Below are 14,027 nucleotides of genomic sequence, written 5' to 3'. Positions count from 1 at the left end.
TTGGTCGGATGATACCGCCTTCGCCGGGAGCCAACATGACGGATGCCGAAATTCGCAAGGGGATGCCGCCCGTCAAGCTGTCGCGCGAGGAGTTCGAACGGCGCTACAAGCGTCAGTTCATCGATCCCGCCTTTGCCCCACTGCAGCGCGAGCTCGATGCCGTGGTCGGCGCCGCTTGGGACGCCTATAGCCATTCGCGCAAGGCGCCGTTGACGCGGAAGGCGGGCGCGGGTTTCTCCGACCCCGATTACGACATTGCTATCGACTGGCTCGACGCGCGCGCGAAGATCCTGGCGGCGCAGCGCCGGCATGACGATGCGCAGGAGACGCCGCGCATTCTCATCATTAATGGCTCGGCCCGGAGCGAGCACACCTGTCCCGGCGAGATGTCCAAGACCTGGCGTCTGGTCAAGTTGGCCGAACCTGTTTTCGTCGATATGGGGTTTGCTGTCGACATTCTCGATCTGTCGCGCCTCGCCTCGGAATTCGGCAAGAATATTCATCCCTGCAAATCCTGCGTCGGCACGGCCATGCCGCTCTGTCACTGGCCGTGCAGCTGCTATCCGAACTATTCGCTGGGGCAGACCGGCGACTGGATGAACGAGATCTATCCGCTATGGGTCGCGGCCCACGGCATCCTGATCGTGACGCCGGTGAATTGGTACCACGTGCCGTCCGGGCTGAAGGCAATGATGGACCGCATGGTCTGCGCCGACGGCGGCAATCCCGATCCGACCTCGACGCATGGCAAGAAGGCCGATGAGGCCAAGGCGATGGAGCTGAAGGGCTGGCCCTATCCGCGCCATCTCGCCGGCCGTCATTTCGGCGTGGTCGTTCATGGCGACGCCGTCGGTGCCGAGGGCGTGCGCCGCGCTTTGTCGGACTGGCTGACCGACATGCAGCTGATCTCGGCGGGGCGCTTTGCCGAGCTCGACGGCTATGTCGGCTACATGGAGCCATATGCCACCTCGCATCGCGAGCTCGACGACGACGGGGAATTCCAGCAGGAGGTGCAGAACGCGGCGCGCGCGCTCGGCAATGCCGTCCGGCTGGCGCGGAGTGGGCAGCTGCAGGAGCCTGGCGCCGGTCTTGCGGATCCGAATCCCAAATGACCGGCGCGCGGTTCGATTGCCTGGTCGTCGGCGGCGGCCCTGCCGGGCTGATGGCCGCGATCTATCTGGCACGCTTCCGCCGCAGCGTCTGTGTTGTGGACCTTGGCGCGAGCCGGGCCGCGCTGATCCCGCGCAGCCACAACGTTCCCGGCTTCGTCCACGGACTATCAGGCGCGGACCTGATCGCGCGCATGTCGGCGCAGTTGGGCGAGCTCGCCGTCGAGCGCGTGGAAGCCGAGGTTACCGCCTTGCAGCGGCGCGACGACGGCTTTCAGGCGATCTGGAACGGCGGCGCGCTCGAGGCCACCACCGTCATCCTCGCCAGCGGCATCGTCGACAGCCATCCGCCATTCGAGCAATGGCGCGCCGCGGTCGCGGACGGGCTGCTGCGCTATTGTCCCGTCTGCGACGCCTTCGAGGTGATCGGCCGCCGCATCGGCGTCGTCGGCCCGCTTGGCCGGGCCGCCGGCAAGGCACTGTTCCTGCGCAGCTACTCGCGCGAGGTGACGCTGCTCGCGACCGGACAGGACGACGAGGAGAGCGTGACATCGGAGCTGGTCGAGGCCGGCGTCGACATCGTGTTCGCGCCCGACCTGCGCTTGCGGCGAAGGGTGGGGGGTCTCGAGGCCGTTTTCGTCGATGGCCGGACGATGCAATTCGACACGGTCTATCCGGCGATGGGGGCCGAGGTGCGTTCGCAGCTCGCGGTCTCGCTGGACGCCGATCATACCGGGGAGGGTTATCTGAAGGTCGACGACCATCAGCGTACCTCGGTTGACGGCCTTTACGGCATCGGCGACGTCGTCACCGACCTGCACCAGATCTCGGTCGCATTCGGCCACGCCGCGGTTGCCGCCTGCACGATCCACCACAGCCTGCCGCGGCGCCTGGCATGAGGAGCGCGGCACCAGACATCGAAGACGTCGCGGGGGGATCTTCGACGAAGACCTCTGTTTACGCGGCGCTGCTCGGCAATGTCCTCGTCGCGGTCACCAAGATCGGCGCCGCTGCGTGGACGGGAAGCTCGGCGATGACGAGCGAGGCCGTGCATTCGCTCGTCGACACCACCAACGAGATCCTGCTGCTCTACGGCTACCGGCGCGCGAGCCGTCCGCCCGACGAATGCCACCCGCTTGGCTATGGGCGCGAGCTGTATTTCTGGAGCTTCATCGTTGCACTGCTCATCTTCGCGCTGGGCGCCGGTGTCTCGCTGTATCAGGGCATTCTGCACGTCGCCGCACCCGAGCAGATCGAAGATCCCATGGTCAGCTTCGTGGTGCTCGGCCTGTCGTTTCTGTTCGAAGGCGCCTCCTGGCTGGTCGCCCTGCGGCACTTCAGCGCCGATGGCCAGCGCTTCGGATACTACCAGGCGTTCGTTCGCAGCAAGGATCCGCCGGCATTCATGGTGCTGCTCGAGGACAGCGCGGCGCTGGTCGGCATCGCCATCGCTGCCGCGGCCACAGCGGCTGCCGTATGGCTGGAGCAGCCGGTCTGGGACGGCATCGGCTCGATCCTGATCGGCATATTGCTGGCGGTCACGTCCGTCGGCCTCGCGCGCGAGAGCAAGAGCCTGCTGATCGGCGAGCCTGCCGATCCGGAGCTGGCGCGGTCCGTTCTGGATATCGCACGGCGCTCGCCCGGCGTGCTCAGGGCCAACGGCCTTCTGACGGTACAGCTGTCGCCGGCTGAGATCGTCGCCGCCCTGAGCGTCGAGTTTGCGGATGACAAGCGCGCGGACGACATCGAGCAATGTGTCATTGCGATCGAGGCGGAGACCCGCAAGCGGCATCCGGGCGTGAAGGCGCTGTTCATCAAGCCGCAGACCAATGTCCGCTACCGCGCGCTGCGCGAGAGGCGCTTCGGCTAGCGCTGCATCGGACGGTTCCGCGGACGTCACAATCGGCCGGAACCAGGAACGAAGTGCGTTGCCTTGCCTTGGTGGAGCGGGGGATACCGATGCGCAACGGAGAGAACCGGATGGCTCAATCAGAAGACATGACCCGCTGCATCTCGCTCTGCATGAGCTGCTACCAGACCTGCCTCGGCACGGCGATGAACCATTGCCTCGAGACCGGCGGCAAGCACGTCGAGCCGAAACACTTCCGCCTGATGATGGCCTGCGCCGAAATGTGCCGGACGGCTGCGCATTTCATGCTGATCAACACGCCGCACCACCGGCATACCTGCGGCGAATGCGCCGAGATCTGCACCGAATGCGCCGCCGATTGCGAGCGGGTCGGCGGCATGGACGAATGCGTCTCGGCGTGCCGCTCCTGTGCACAATCCTGCCGCGCGATGGCAGCCTGAAGGACGAAGCCCATGCTGGAAGAGAAACTCAAGGACGCCATCATCGGCGAGCTGCAGCGGCAGGCCGCCGACCGGCCGCAATCGCTCAAGGTGCAGGGCGAGGTGAAGAGCTCGGAGGAGCTGACCGTCAACGGCAGGATCGACCTTGGCGCCCTCGTCATGGTGATCGCGGGATCAGTCGCCGGCGGGCCTTGAGGTCGACCGGCCGCTTCTCATGCGCTTCGCGCCGCGCGTCGCAGCGACTGCGGCGGCTGACCGAATGCGCGGATGAAGGCCCTGCGCATCCGCTCGGGGTCGCGAAAGCCGGTGGATTGGGCGACGCGCTCGATGGCCTCTCCGGAGGACTGCACGCGCTCGCGCGCCACCTCGACCCGCAGGCGCTCGACCGCCTTGGTCGGCGTGGATCCGGTCTCGGCAGTGAAGGAGCGGACGAAATGTCGGGCGCTCAATCCGGCGCGTTCGGCCAGCGCCTCGACCGTGAGATGCGCATCCAGATTCTCGCGCACCCATGACAACAGGCTGCCGAAGCGGCCGTTCGGCGTCTTGAGCTCGAGCAAGCTCGAGAACTGCGATTGTCCGCCGCTGCGGCGATGATAGAGCACCAGCTGCCGCGCGGTCGCCTGCGAGACCTCCTCGCCATGGTCCTGCGCGATCATGGCGAGCGCGAGATCGATCCCGGCCGTGATGCCGGCCGACGTCCACACCCGATCGTCGCGGATGAAGATCTGGTCCGGCTCGAGTCGCACCTTCGGGTAGCGTCCGATGAAGTCGCGGGTGCAAGACCAGTGCGTGGTCGCGCAGCGCCCGTCCAGCAGTCCCGCCTGCGCCAGAAGATAGGCGCCGTTGCAAACGCTGGCGATGCGCACGCCGCGGCTCGCCAGTCGCTGGATGAAGGCGATGGTCGTCTTGCAGCGCGCCGCGGCCTCCACGCCCTCTCCACCGGCGACGAACAGCGTCGTGACCGAGCTTGCCGATCGCAGATTGCGCGCCAGCATCTCGATGCCCGACGAGCTGCGCACGGCGCCCGCTTTCGTTGCGACGGTGATCACGCGCGGCGCATTCGGCGTGTGACGCCTGGCGATCTCGAACACCGAGATCGGACCGGCCGCATCCAGCAACTGGAATTCGGGAAAGATCAGGAAGCCGATCATGGGCGTGTCCAGAATTGAGGGAATTAAGCCATTTCGACCGCAAGGCCAACATGGCAGGCTGCAACCGTCAAGCACGTTGTCGAGGTTGGACATGTCGGGCCCGTTGCAGATCGGTCTTCTGGTTTTTCCGCGCGTCACCCAGCTCGATCTCACCGGTCCCGCCCAGGTCTTCTCCAGCCTGCCTGACGTGACCGTGCATCTGGTCTGGAAACGCATCGAGCCGGTGCCGAGCGATTCCGTCATCGCGCTGACGCCGACGGTCACCTTCGCCGATTGCCCGCAGCTCGACGTGATCTGCGTTCCGGGCGGCTACGGCACCGACGAGCTGATGCTGGACGAGGACGTTCTCGCTTTTCTGCGACAGCAGGAGAGGGGCGCGCAATACGTGACGTCGGTCTGCACCGGCTCGCTCGTGCTCGGCGCCGCCGGTCTGTTGAAGGGATATCGCGCGGCCACGCACTGGACGGCGAGGGATGCATTGCCGCTGTTCGGAGCCGAGCTGTCGCAGGAGAGGGTCTGCACCGACCGTAATCGCATGACGGGCGGCGGCATCACCGCCGGCATCGACTTCGCGCTCACCCTGGTGTCGATGTTGCGAGGCCAGGCCGCTGCGGAGATGATCCAGCTGCGCATGGAGTACAATCCCGCACCGCCCTTTGCGGCCGGCTCGCCGGACACGGCACCGGCGGCGATCGTCGCTGCCATGAAGGAACGGGTTGCGCCTGCGCAGGCGCGGCGGCTGGACTTCGTCAGGAAGGCCGTCGAGCGGCAGGGATAGCGAGCAGATTCGACCGGCCGAGCGCCGTCGGGACCGGATATCGATCATCGCCGACATGCCGTCGCGATGCTGAAGCGGAGGGGGCAATGGCGCCTTGTCGTGTTGGAGAATTGCTATCGTCGCGCAGCCGGCTTTGCCGTTTGACCTTCGGCCTCATCCTGGCGCTCAGTCCGGCAGCGCTGGCCGAACGGAGCGCGGCCGCCGAATTCTCCGGTGGCGTGGTCAGGATCGGCATCATCAATGACCAGGCCGGACCGTTGTCGGATCTGGCCGGGCCCGGCTCCGTCGTCGCCGCGCGGATGGCCGTGGACGATTTTCAACGCGCAACGCCGGGGCTGAAGGCCGAGATCGTCGTCGCCGACCATCAGAACAAGCCGGATATCGGCGCCCAGATCGTCCGCAAATGGTTCGACGTGGACGGCGTCGACATGGTGGCCGACGTCGGAAACTCCGCGGTGGCGCTCGCCATCCAGTCGATCGCGCGCGACAAGAACAGGATCGTGATCTATTCGGCGGTCGGCACCACCGAGATCGGCGGCAAGCAATGCTCGCGCACCGGCCTGATGTGGCTGCACGACAATTACAATCTGGTCGCCGGCTCGGTCCGAAAGCTGGTGTCGCAAGGCTATGACAGCTGGTTCTTCATCGCGTCCGACTACGCGTTCGGACGCAATATGGTCGAGGTGTCCCAGCGCGTGCTGGCGGCGGCAGGGGCCAAGTCGCTCGGCGCGGTCTTTCATCCGCTGGGAAATGCCGATTACGGCTCCTTCCTGCTGCAGGCCCAGGCGTCCAAGGCCAAGGTGGTTGCGTTCGCCAATGCCGGCGAGCAGCTCGTGACCTCGATGAAGCAATGGAACGAGTTCGGAATGAACGCGGGGCCGCAGAAGGCGGTCGCCGAGCTGATGTTCCTGACCGACGTACACGCGATGGGGGCCGAAACGGCCAAGGGGCTGACGACCGTCACCGCCTGGTATTGGGCGCTCAACGAGGAAACGCGCGCGTTCGCCCAGAGGTTCTACAAGCTTCACAACGCCATGCCGACCGCGCCGCAGGCCGCCGTCTACTCCGCCGTGTCGCAATATCTGAAGGCCGCGTCTGCGGCCGGAACGGACGAGACGAACGCTGTTCTGGAGCAGATGCGCGCGATGTCGGTCGACGATTTCTACGCGCGCGGCGCGCGGCTGCGCGCCGACAACAAGCTGGTGCATGATTTCTATCTCGTCGAGGTCAAGAAGCCCTCGGACGTGAAGACGCCCTGGGACTATTACAACGTCGTCGAGAAGATACCTGCCGAGGACGCCTTTCTGCCGCTGAGCGACAGCGAATGCCCGTTGCTCAAGACGTCACGAAACTAGCGCTTCTCGTCAAGACAGGCGGCCGGCCGCTTCAGCCATATTCCTCGCCGATGCCGTATTCCCGGTAGATCTCCAGCGGATCGAGGTCGGGGAACAGGCGGCATTTGGCCTGGGCGAGGTGCAGGCTCACCGCCGCCGGCTCCTTGCCGTTCGCCAGCATCTTGCGGAGGTCGTCCATATGCGCGTTCGGCTGGTGCTTCGGTTCGAGCTGCTCCAGCGCGACCAGGGCGGTCGCGAGAGCCTCGGTCAGAACCCAGTCGTCGTGGCCGGTGATTCCCTTCTTCGGCATCGGCAGATCCCAGATGTGACGGCAGCGCACAGTCTATCGCGACTTCCGTCAAATCGCCATTGAGCCGTAGCGGGCGCGCTGCGTCAGGGTAGGCCGACCGCCATCGTCCGGCTTGCATTATGGCGGCGTGTGGCTAAAAGGCGGCGACTTGCAGTATCTTTGTTGAAACAAAGTTGGCGTAGACGGGCCGTCACAACCCAGCTCCCGGTCTGGGTCCCGATCCCGAATTCGCAGCACGATCCGGCTGCGCACCCCTCAAGGCTCGAGCCAGCATGGTTTTTCTCAGCTTCGTCTACCGCTTCATCACCAACTTCGCGTTCATGGCGGTGGTCTATTTCAGCCTGAACTTCATGGAGAAGTATCCGAACCGGGCGATCCTGGCGATCCTGGTGCTGATCTATGCCGCGATGCGCGCGGTCTCGACGCTCCGCGCGTTCTACTTCTTCCAGAAGATCGAGAAGCTGGAAGCCGAGACGCGGAGGCTTCAGGGCCCGATCAATGACGGCTCCGGGGGAACGAACGCGCGCAAGCAGGTGGTCGCCGACGTGGCCCGGCTGCGCCGCGACGGCGAGCTCAAATCCTATATGGACCTGTTCTTCCTGGCGCTGATCGTGCTGCTCTGCGTCGCCGCCATCATGCGGCAGTAGGTAGGGATTAAGCGCGCTTCTTCAGGCTGGCGATGCGGGTCGAGCGCGGCGTGGCGCTCTTGGCCTGCGCGGCAGGCTTGGGTGCGGCCGGTGCCGCATGCGCGGTGTGCCGAGCCTGGGACTTGGCCGTCTTGCCCTTTGCGGCCTTGCCCCTGGCCGCATGCGGCGTCTCGGCGGCCATTGCCAGCCGGGTCGCGGCACGCCGCGACAATGTCGTCGACAGCAGCACCTCGACCGAGCCTTCCGGGATCGCAAACAGAGCGCGGCCGGGCACGGGCAGGGCGGATGCGACGTCCATCTGACCCTTGGTTCGGCGCGGCAGCAGCGGCTGATGCTCGGTCTGCGCATTGAGGTCGGCGAGCGAGGGCGCCGGAAGCGTCCTGGTCTGCGTGAACACGAAGCTCGGAACGGAAGGCCAGCGCGCGATCGGCACGGTCTCGGTCGGCGGATGCAGCAGCCATTCCACCGGCGTGGTCGGCGTCGCCGGCCGCTCGGCGGTCGCCGGCACAACATGCACGATGCGATAGCCGCGCGCCTTGAGGTCGCGGATGATTTTTGGCAGCGCCGCGACCGTCCGGGCCTGGATGTCGTGCAGCAGCAAAATGCCCTTGCCCTTGGCCTCCAGCCGCTGGATCGCGAGCTGATAGACGCGGTCGGACGACACATGGCGCCAGTCGTCGGCGGGGAAGTCGGCGCTCCACACCTGGATGCCGCGCGAGATCAGATGGTGTTCGACGCCTTCGGCGCGCATCAGTCCGGGAATGCGGAAGAACGGCGCCAGCTTGGACGGGTCGGTCATCGCGGCCGAGGTCCACTCGATGCCGCCGTTGATCTCGGCCTCGGCCTTCTCGATCGGCATCCGGTCGAAGGTCAGCGGATGGTTCATGCTGTGGGTGCCGACCGTGTGGCCCGCCGCCACCAGCTTGCGCACGCCTTCGGGATTCGCTTTGGCCTGGCTGCCGATGATGAAGAAGGTCGCCTTGATGCACTCGTCGTCGAGCATCTTGAGGACCTGGTTGGAATATTTCGGCAGCGGACCGTCGTCGAAGGTCAGGACGACCTCATGATCTTTGAGCGGCAGCGTCTCGCGGTACTGCATGGTGCCGATCAGCGGATGCTCGCGCGGATCGACCACCAGGGTGCGGGACGTGCCGAGCGCGTCGGGATGGCCCGGGCAGTCGGCGGCAAGCGCCGCCGGCGATCCGATGGTCGAACATCCAAGGAATCCGCCGAGGCAAAGGACGATCCACGATCGCGTCCGCAAGACAACGCTACTTCCGATCATGAACCCCGTCTGCCCTCATGTGCGATGGCCGCCATAGTAGGTCGGAGACATCAGGAAACGGTTCAGGCGCCAGCAGCCTTACCCGTCACAAAGTCCCCGTCCATTAGCAGGGGGTATCATGAACAGAGTGTTAATAGGGCCCAAATCACCCCATTTTGCGCCGGCGTGACATTCCGGCATCAGCGCGCATCGGCGCTCTTCTGCGGCGGGCCGGCCGGCACGATGTGGACCACGCGAAAACCGTTCTCCCTCAGATACCGCAGGAAGGCCGGCATGATCGCGGCGGTGCGCGCCTTGGGGTCGTGGAAGAGGACGATGCCCTTGCCGCTAGCGGCAAGCCGCTCCGTGACCAGCTTCAATTCTTGCTCCGGCGTCATCTCGTTCCAGTCGCTGGCCCAGAGGTCAGCGCCGAACACGACGACGCCGCGGGACTGGAGCAGGTCGAGCTGCGCTTGCGTCCCCTGGAAATAGGGAAAGCGGAAGAACGGCGTCGAAGGCGTCGCCGTCGAGCTGCCGTGCAGCGCCATCTCGACGGCCGCGACGCCGCGGTCGATCTCGCCCTTGGCCTTGTCGAACGGGATCCGCGCCATGAACGGATGCGAGAAGGTGTGGTGGCCGACGGTGTGGCCCTCGCGCGCGATGCGCTTGACCATGTCGGGATGCTGGCTGGCGTGCAGGCCGATCAGGAAGAAGGTCGCGCGCACGCATTCCTGCGCCAGCGCTACCAGCACCTTCGACGTCGTCGGCGGGTTCGGCCCGTCATCGAAGGTCAGCACGACCTCGTGATCGGCCAGCGCAAGCGTCTGCGGAAAGCTCTTCAGGCCCACGCGCGGCGTGGTCCTGGCATCGACACTCAGCACGCGCGAGGTGCCGAGCGCGTCCTTGCGCGGGCACTCGGCGGCTTCCGTCGAGGCGATGCCGATCAGGGCAGCGAGGGCCGCGCCTGATGACATCGCGGTCCACCGCTGTCGAAGCATCTTTGTCATTGCGCTCGGCTTTGCCTTGTGGGTATTGCCTGACCGTCAGCCCAGACCATTCGTTCCAACCTGTCAAACGGCGAGGCGCGCCATGGATGAACATATGGACGTTGCCCGATCCGCTGCGGATTCGGTACTCGACCACGTGCCGATGCGCAATGAAGACGGCGATATCAGGCACGAATTCGTCGAGGAAATCGCCCATGCGATCGAGGCCGGCGACAGCGCCTCGCTGCGCGCCTGCGTCGCCGAGCTGCACGAGGCCGATCTCGGCGATCTCATCGGCGCTCTGGAGCCCGACGACCGCGTCCGCCTGGTCGAGCTGACGGGGCGCGATTTCGACTTCTCCGCGCTGAACGAGCTCGACGAGGGCGTGCGCGAGGAGATCCTCGAAGAACTGCCGCCGGAGACCGTCGCCGAGGGCGTTCGCGAGCTCGAATCCGACGACGCCGTCGAGCTGCTGGAGACCCTCGACCAGGCCGAGCAGGAGGAGATCCTCGAGAAGCTGCCGCTCAGGGAGCGCGTCGCGCTCGAACGCAGCCTGCTGTACCCCGAGAATTCCGCGGGCCGCCGGATGCAGACCGAGTTTATCGCGGTGCCCCAGGATTTCACCGTGGGGCAGGCGATCGACTACATGCGCGAAACGCCGGATCTGCCCGACCGCTTCTACGAGATCTACGTCGTCGACAAGGACCAGCACTGGCAGGGCGCAGTCCCCCTCGACGTGCTGCTGCGCGCGCGCCGGCCGGTGCCGCTCACCGAGCTCACCGACGAGGACCGCCGCCGCGTCTCCGTCCTGGAGGACCAGGAAGAGGTAGCGCGCATGTTCGGCAAGTACAATCTCGTCGCAGCTCCCGTGCTCGACACCCAGGACCGCCTGGTCGGCGTCATCACCGTCGACGACGTCGTCGACGTCATCGAGGAGGAGGCGGACGAGGACCTCAAGGCGCTCGGCGGCGTCACCAGCGACGAAGAGCTATCGGATACCTTCCTGACGATTGCGCGCGCGCGGTTCAACTGGCTGCTGGTCAATCTCGCGACAGCCTTCCTGGCGTCCTCCGTGCTCGGCCTGTTCGAGGGCCAGCTGGAGAAGATGGTCGCGCTCGCCGTGCTGGCGCCAATCGTGGCGAGCCAGGGCGGCAATGCCGCCACCCAGACCATGACGGTGGCGGTGCGGGCGCTGGCGACGCGCGAGCTAGGTTCTTCCAACGCCTGGCGCGTGGTGATGCGCGAGGCGCTGGTCGGTCTCGTCAACGGGCTCGCCTTCGCCGTGATCACGGGGATTGCGGCGGTGGCCTGGTTCAAGATCCCAGGCCTCGGCATCGTCATCGGGCTGGCGATGGTGTGCAACCTCATCGCCGGCGCGCTTGGCGGCATCCTGATCCCGATGGCGCTGGAGCGTGTCAGGGCCGACCCGGCGGTGGCGTCGGGCACCTTCGTCACCACGGTGACGGACGTGGTCGGCTTCTTCTCCTTCCTCGGGATTGCGACGCTCTGGTTCGGGTTGAGGTAGGGGCGGGCAGCGGGAATTCGTAGCCCGGATGGAGCGCAGCGCAATCCGGGGGTGCCCCAAGCGACAGTGGTCCCGGATTACGCTGCGCTCCATCCGGGCTACGGGCTCCTGTCTTTAATCCGAACTTAAGCGACCTGCCGCATCATCGCCTCGCTTGGGGGAATGAGCATGCGGTTGCGGCTGAAGGCGGACGGACGAGTCGTTGAGTTGCGGGATGGACAGGAATTTCCGGTCCAGCCGTCGCCGGTCGAGCCCACGGCCAATGCCGCGCCGGCCGACGCCAACCCACTCGCAGTGCGCGATTTGCGCCGCCGCGCCTGCCTGACCCAGATGGAGTTCGCCGCCAAGCTCGGCGTTCCCGTCGAGACCATCCGCAACTGGGAGCAGGGCAAGCGCGCGCCGCGGGGACCGGCCCGTGCGCTGCTCGCGGTGATCGCGCACGCCCCGGATACCGTGTTCCAGGCGCTCGCCAAAGCCTGACGCCAAAGCCCTGACACCGAGGGCTGCCGGGCCCTGACGCGAACCTCCCGTTAGCATTTGCGCCAAATAACCCGCTGGACTGCCGCGGCCTTCCGTTGGCAGCATCGTGGGCCGGGTCCATAATGAGACCGGATGACGTCAGGGGCTGCCGCAACGGAAGAGGAGTCCTCATGCTGTTCGTCGAGGCCAATGGCGCAAAAATCCCGGCGATCGGGCTCGGGACCTGGGAGCTGAGCGGAAGACCTGCCGCGCGCCTGGTCGAGCAGGCGCTGCGGCTCGGCTATCGCCACATCGACACCGCGCAAGTCTACGAGAACGAACGCGAGGTCGGCGACGGCGTGCGCGCCTCCGGCGTGCGGCGCGACGACATCTTCCTCACCACCAAGGTCTGGACCAACCATTTCGCGCCCCACGATCTCGAGCGCTCGGTCAAGGAGAGCCTGGCCCGCTTGCGGCTTCCTAGCGTCGATCTGTTGCTGCTGCACTGGCCCAATTCGCACGTGCCGCTGGTGGAGACGCTCGGCGCGCTGTCGCATGCGAAGACCATGGGCCTGACCCGTCACATCGGCGTCTCCAATTTCACGGTGGCGCTGATCGAGCAGGCGGTCGCGCTCTCGCCGGAGCCGCTGGTCTGCAACCAGGTCGAATACCACCCTTATCTCGATCAGGCGAAGGTGAGGGCGGCCTGCGACCAGCATGACCTTGCGCTCGTCGCCTACAGCCCGATCGCCAAGGGACGCATCAAGTCCGACCAGAGGCTGGCCGAGATCGGACGCGCCCACCGCAAGTCGTCGGCGCAGGTCTGCCTGCGCTGGCTGGTGCAACAGAATGTCGCTGCGATCCCGCGCACCTCGCGCATCGAACGCCTGTCTGAAAACATCGAGATCTTCGATTTCGAGCTGTCGGAGGACGAGATGAGCCGGATCGCCGCACTCGCCCATCCGAAGGGCCGCCTGACCGACTTCGGCTTCGCCCCGAAATGGGATTGAGAGGGGGCCGGGGTATGCTAGGACCGCGACGGCAACCCAAGATCGGTCGATGGAACTGCGGAAGATCATACGGACGGACATTGCGGCGTCAGCAATCGCGCATCTGACGCTGGTGGCGCTGATCATCGTGATCAGCGAGGTCCATCCGTTTCGCAGCCAGCCGCCGGAGACCGTGACCGTCGACATCGTCACGCCGGAGCAGGTGAAGGAAGAGATCAAGGAGCAGGAGACGAAGGAGGCGGCCAAGGAGAAGCCGCCGGAGCCGACGCCCGATCTGAAACTGCCGAAGCTCGATTTCACCGACAAGTCCGAAGCGGCGGACAAGCCCGCGGCCAAGCAGCAGGCCGCGGCACCGTCGCAGCAGACGCCACCTGAACCGCAGCAGAAGCAGCCGCAAACCTCGCCGGCGCCGAAGCAGCGTGAGGCCAACGTGCAGTCGCAGCCTCAACAGCCACAGCCGTCGCAACAGCCGCCGCCGCAAGCCCAGCAACAACCGCCGTCCCAGGCGATGCCGCAGCCACCGATGCAGCCGCCGCCGCAAGCGATGCAGCAGCCGGAGGCCGCACCGCCGCCGGCCTATCAGGCTCCGCAACCTGACGTCACCGTCAAGTACGGCGTCATGCTGGGCCTGCCGCCGGAATTGCCGCCGGAACTGCCGAAAGACACCCCCAAGGACGATGGCGGCGATGCCAAGGATTCAATCGCAGCCAAGTTGCCGGCTGAAGTCATCGCCGCGCTTCGTCGCCATTTGCGCAGCTGTGCGAAATTGCCGGCCGGACTCAGCCCGACCGACGCCGTTCACATCAAGCTGCGCACGGTGTTCGCGACCGACGGCACGCTGGCGCGCGAGCCGATCCTGATCGAGGCTCCGCCGTCCGCAAAAGGGGTGGCACTCGTGAAGTCCGCCATGAGCGCGCTCCAGAACTGCCAACCTTACAAGATGCTGCCGGCAAATCTGTACGGGGAATGGAAGATCATGGACCTGCCGTTCAGCCCACGGGATTTCGGATCGTAGCTTCGCGTAGCCCGGATGAAGCGACTTGTCCGCCATAGCTCGAAGAGCGACGGCGGAAGCGCAATCCGGGGCCGCTCGCCCGGCATCTCGCACCGTCCCGGATTACGCTGGCGCTCCATCCGGGCTACG

Annotated in this window: 16 protein-coding genes; 12 read left to right on the top strand and 4 right to left on the bottom strand. The window is 66.0% G+C overall.

Features of this window, described 5'->3' with window-relative positions; genetic code table 11:
* Window positions 1-35: 35 nt before the first annotated feature.
* The 5 genes from BM190_RS25040 to BM190_RS25020 all read left to right on the top strand — a co-directional run bounded on the left by BM190_RS25040 (window position 36) and on the right by BM190_RS25020 (window position 3,614).
* The gene (locus BM190_RS25040; protein WP_092260008.1) at window positions 36-1,112 is read left to right on the top strand and encodes a flavodoxin family protein; all 1,077 of its coding nucleotides are present in this window, start codon (window positions 36-38) and stop codon (window positions 1,110-1,112) included.
* On the top strand, window positions 1,109-2,008 hold the full coding sequence (locus tag BM190_RS25035) for an NAD(P)/FAD-dependent oxidoreductase (RefSeq protein WP_092260006.1): 900 nt from the start codon (window positions 1,109-1,111) through the stop codon (window positions 2,006-2,008). Before BM190_RS25040 ends, BM190_RS25035 begins: the two co-directional genes overlap by 4 nt.
* Window positions 2,005-2,979 carry a cation diffusion facilitator family transporter gene (locus tag BM190_RS25030; protein ID WP_092260004.1) on the top strand — a complete coding sequence of 325 codons (975 nt, stop codon included), beginning with the start codon at window positions 2,005-2,007 and terminating at the stop codon, window positions 2,977-2,979. The genes BM190_RS25035 and BM190_RS25030 overlap by 4 nt, the downstream gene beginning before the upstream one ends.
* Window positions 2,980-3,089: 110 nt before the next feature.
* Window positions 3,090-3,419 (top strand): four-helix bundle copper-binding protein, encoded by a 330-nt coding sequence (locus tag BM190_RS25025; RefSeq protein ID WP_092260383.1) that lies wholly within the window; start codon window positions 3,090-3,092, stop codon window positions 3,417-3,419.
* Window positions 3,420-3,431: 12 nt separating this feature from the next.
* Entirely contained in the window at window positions 3,432-3,614 is a 183-nt protein-coding gene (locus BM190_RS25020; protein ID WP_018320596.1) for a hypothetical protein, read from the top strand.
* A 17-nt stretch (window positions 3,615-3,631) separates the two neighbouring features.
* Here the strand turns inward: BM190_RS25020 and BM190_RS25015 are convergent, their stop codons facing one another.
* Window positions 3,632-4,570, bottom strand: a complete 939-nt coding sequence (locus BM190_RS25015) for a GlxA family transcriptional regulator (protein WP_028140546.1) — start codon at window positions 4,568-4,570, stop codon at window positions 3,632-3,634.
* 91 nt (window positions 4,571-4,661) lie between these two features.
* Between BM190_RS25015 and BM190_RS25010 the strand changes: the two genes are divergently transcribed.
* On the top strand, window positions 4,662-5,348 hold the full coding sequence (locus tag BM190_RS25010; RefSeq protein ID WP_092260002.1) for a DJ-1/PfpI family protein: 687 nt from the start codon (window positions 4,662-4,664) through the stop codon (window positions 5,346-5,348).
* 86 nt (window positions 5,349-5,434) lie between these two features.
* Window positions 5,435-6,703, top strand: coding sequence for an ABC transporter substrate-binding protein (locus tag BM190_RS25005; protein WP_244550728.1), 1,269 nt, complete (start codon window positions 5,435-5,437; stop codon window positions 6,701-6,703).
* Between the two features lie 31 nt (window positions 6,704-6,734).
* Here BM190_RS25005 and BM190_RS40645 read toward each other — a convergent pair whose 3' ends face one another.
* Entirely contained in the window at window positions 6,735-6,992 is a 258-nt protein-coding gene (locus BM190_RS40645) for a hypothetical protein (RefSeq protein WP_018320592.1), read from the bottom strand.
* A gap of 272 nt (window positions 6,993-7,264) precedes the next feature.
* Here BM190_RS40645 and BM190_RS24995 point away from each other — a divergent pair, with 272 nt between their 5' ends.
* Window positions 7,265-7,639, top strand: coding sequence for a hypothetical protein (locus tag BM190_RS24995; RefSeq protein WP_018320591.1), 375 nt, complete (start codon window positions 7,265-7,267; stop codon window positions 7,637-7,639).
* 7 nt (window positions 7,640-7,646) lie between these two features.
* On the opposite strand, the gene BM190_RS24990 is transcribed toward BM190_RS24995, so the two are convergent.
* Both BM190_RS24990 and BM190_RS24985 read right to left on the bottom strand, forming a co-directional pair.
* Window positions 7,647-8,924: a polysaccharide deacetylase family protein gene (locus BM190_RS24990; RefSeq protein ID WP_092259999.1), complete on the bottom strand. Its 1,278-nt coding sequence runs from the start codon at window positions 8,922-8,924 to the stop codon at window positions 7,647-7,649.
* Window positions 8,925-9,103: 179 nt separating this feature from the next.
* Window positions 9,104-9,910, bottom strand: coding sequence for a polysaccharide deacetylase family protein (locus BM190_RS24985; protein ID WP_092259997.1), 807 nt, complete (start codon window positions 9,908-9,910; stop codon window positions 9,104-9,106).
* Window positions 9,911-9,992: 82 nt separating this feature from the next.
* On the opposite strand from BM190_RS24985, the gene mgtE reads away from it, so the two are divergent.
* The 4 genes from mgtE to tolA all read left to right on the top strand — a co-directional run bounded on the left by mgtE (window position 9,993) and on the right by tolA (window position 13,898).
* On the top strand, window positions 9,993-11,414 hold the full coding sequence (mgtE, locus tag BM190_RS24980) for a magnesium transporter (protein ID WP_018320588.1): 1,422 nt from the start codon (window positions 9,993-9,995) through the stop codon (window positions 11,412-11,414).
* A gap of 162 nt (window positions 11,415-11,576) precedes the next feature.
* Complete coding sequence (locus BM190_RS24975) at window positions 11,577-11,894, top strand: helix-turn-helix domain-containing protein (RefSeq protein WP_038949950.1); 318 nt, start codon at window positions 11,577-11,579, stop codon at window positions 11,892-11,894.
* A 170-nt stretch (window positions 11,895-12,064) separates the two neighbouring features.
* Window positions 12,065-12,883, top strand: coding sequence for an aldo/keto reductase (locus BM190_RS24970; protein ID WP_092259995.1), 819 nt, complete (start codon window positions 12,065-12,067; stop codon window positions 12,881-12,883).
* A gap of 49 nt (window positions 12,884-12,932) precedes the next feature.
* The gene (gene tolA, locus BM190_RS24965) at window positions 12,933-13,898 is read left to right on the top strand and encodes a cell envelope integrity protein TolA (RefSeq protein ID WP_092259993.1); all 966 of its coding nucleotides are present in this window, start codon (window positions 12,933-12,935) and stop codon (window positions 13,896-13,898) included.
* Window positions 13,899-14,027 lie beyond the last annotated feature (129 nt).

Origin of the sequence: Bradyrhizobium sp. Rc3b (genome assembly GCF_900114915.1) — a bacterium.
Classification (GTDB): domain Bacteria; phylum Pseudomonadota; class Alphaproteobacteria; order Rhizobiales; family Xanthobacteraceae; genus Bradyrhizobium.
Note: the sequence above shows the minus strand (reverse complement) of the source record. Positions and strands in the feature narration are given on the sequence as shown.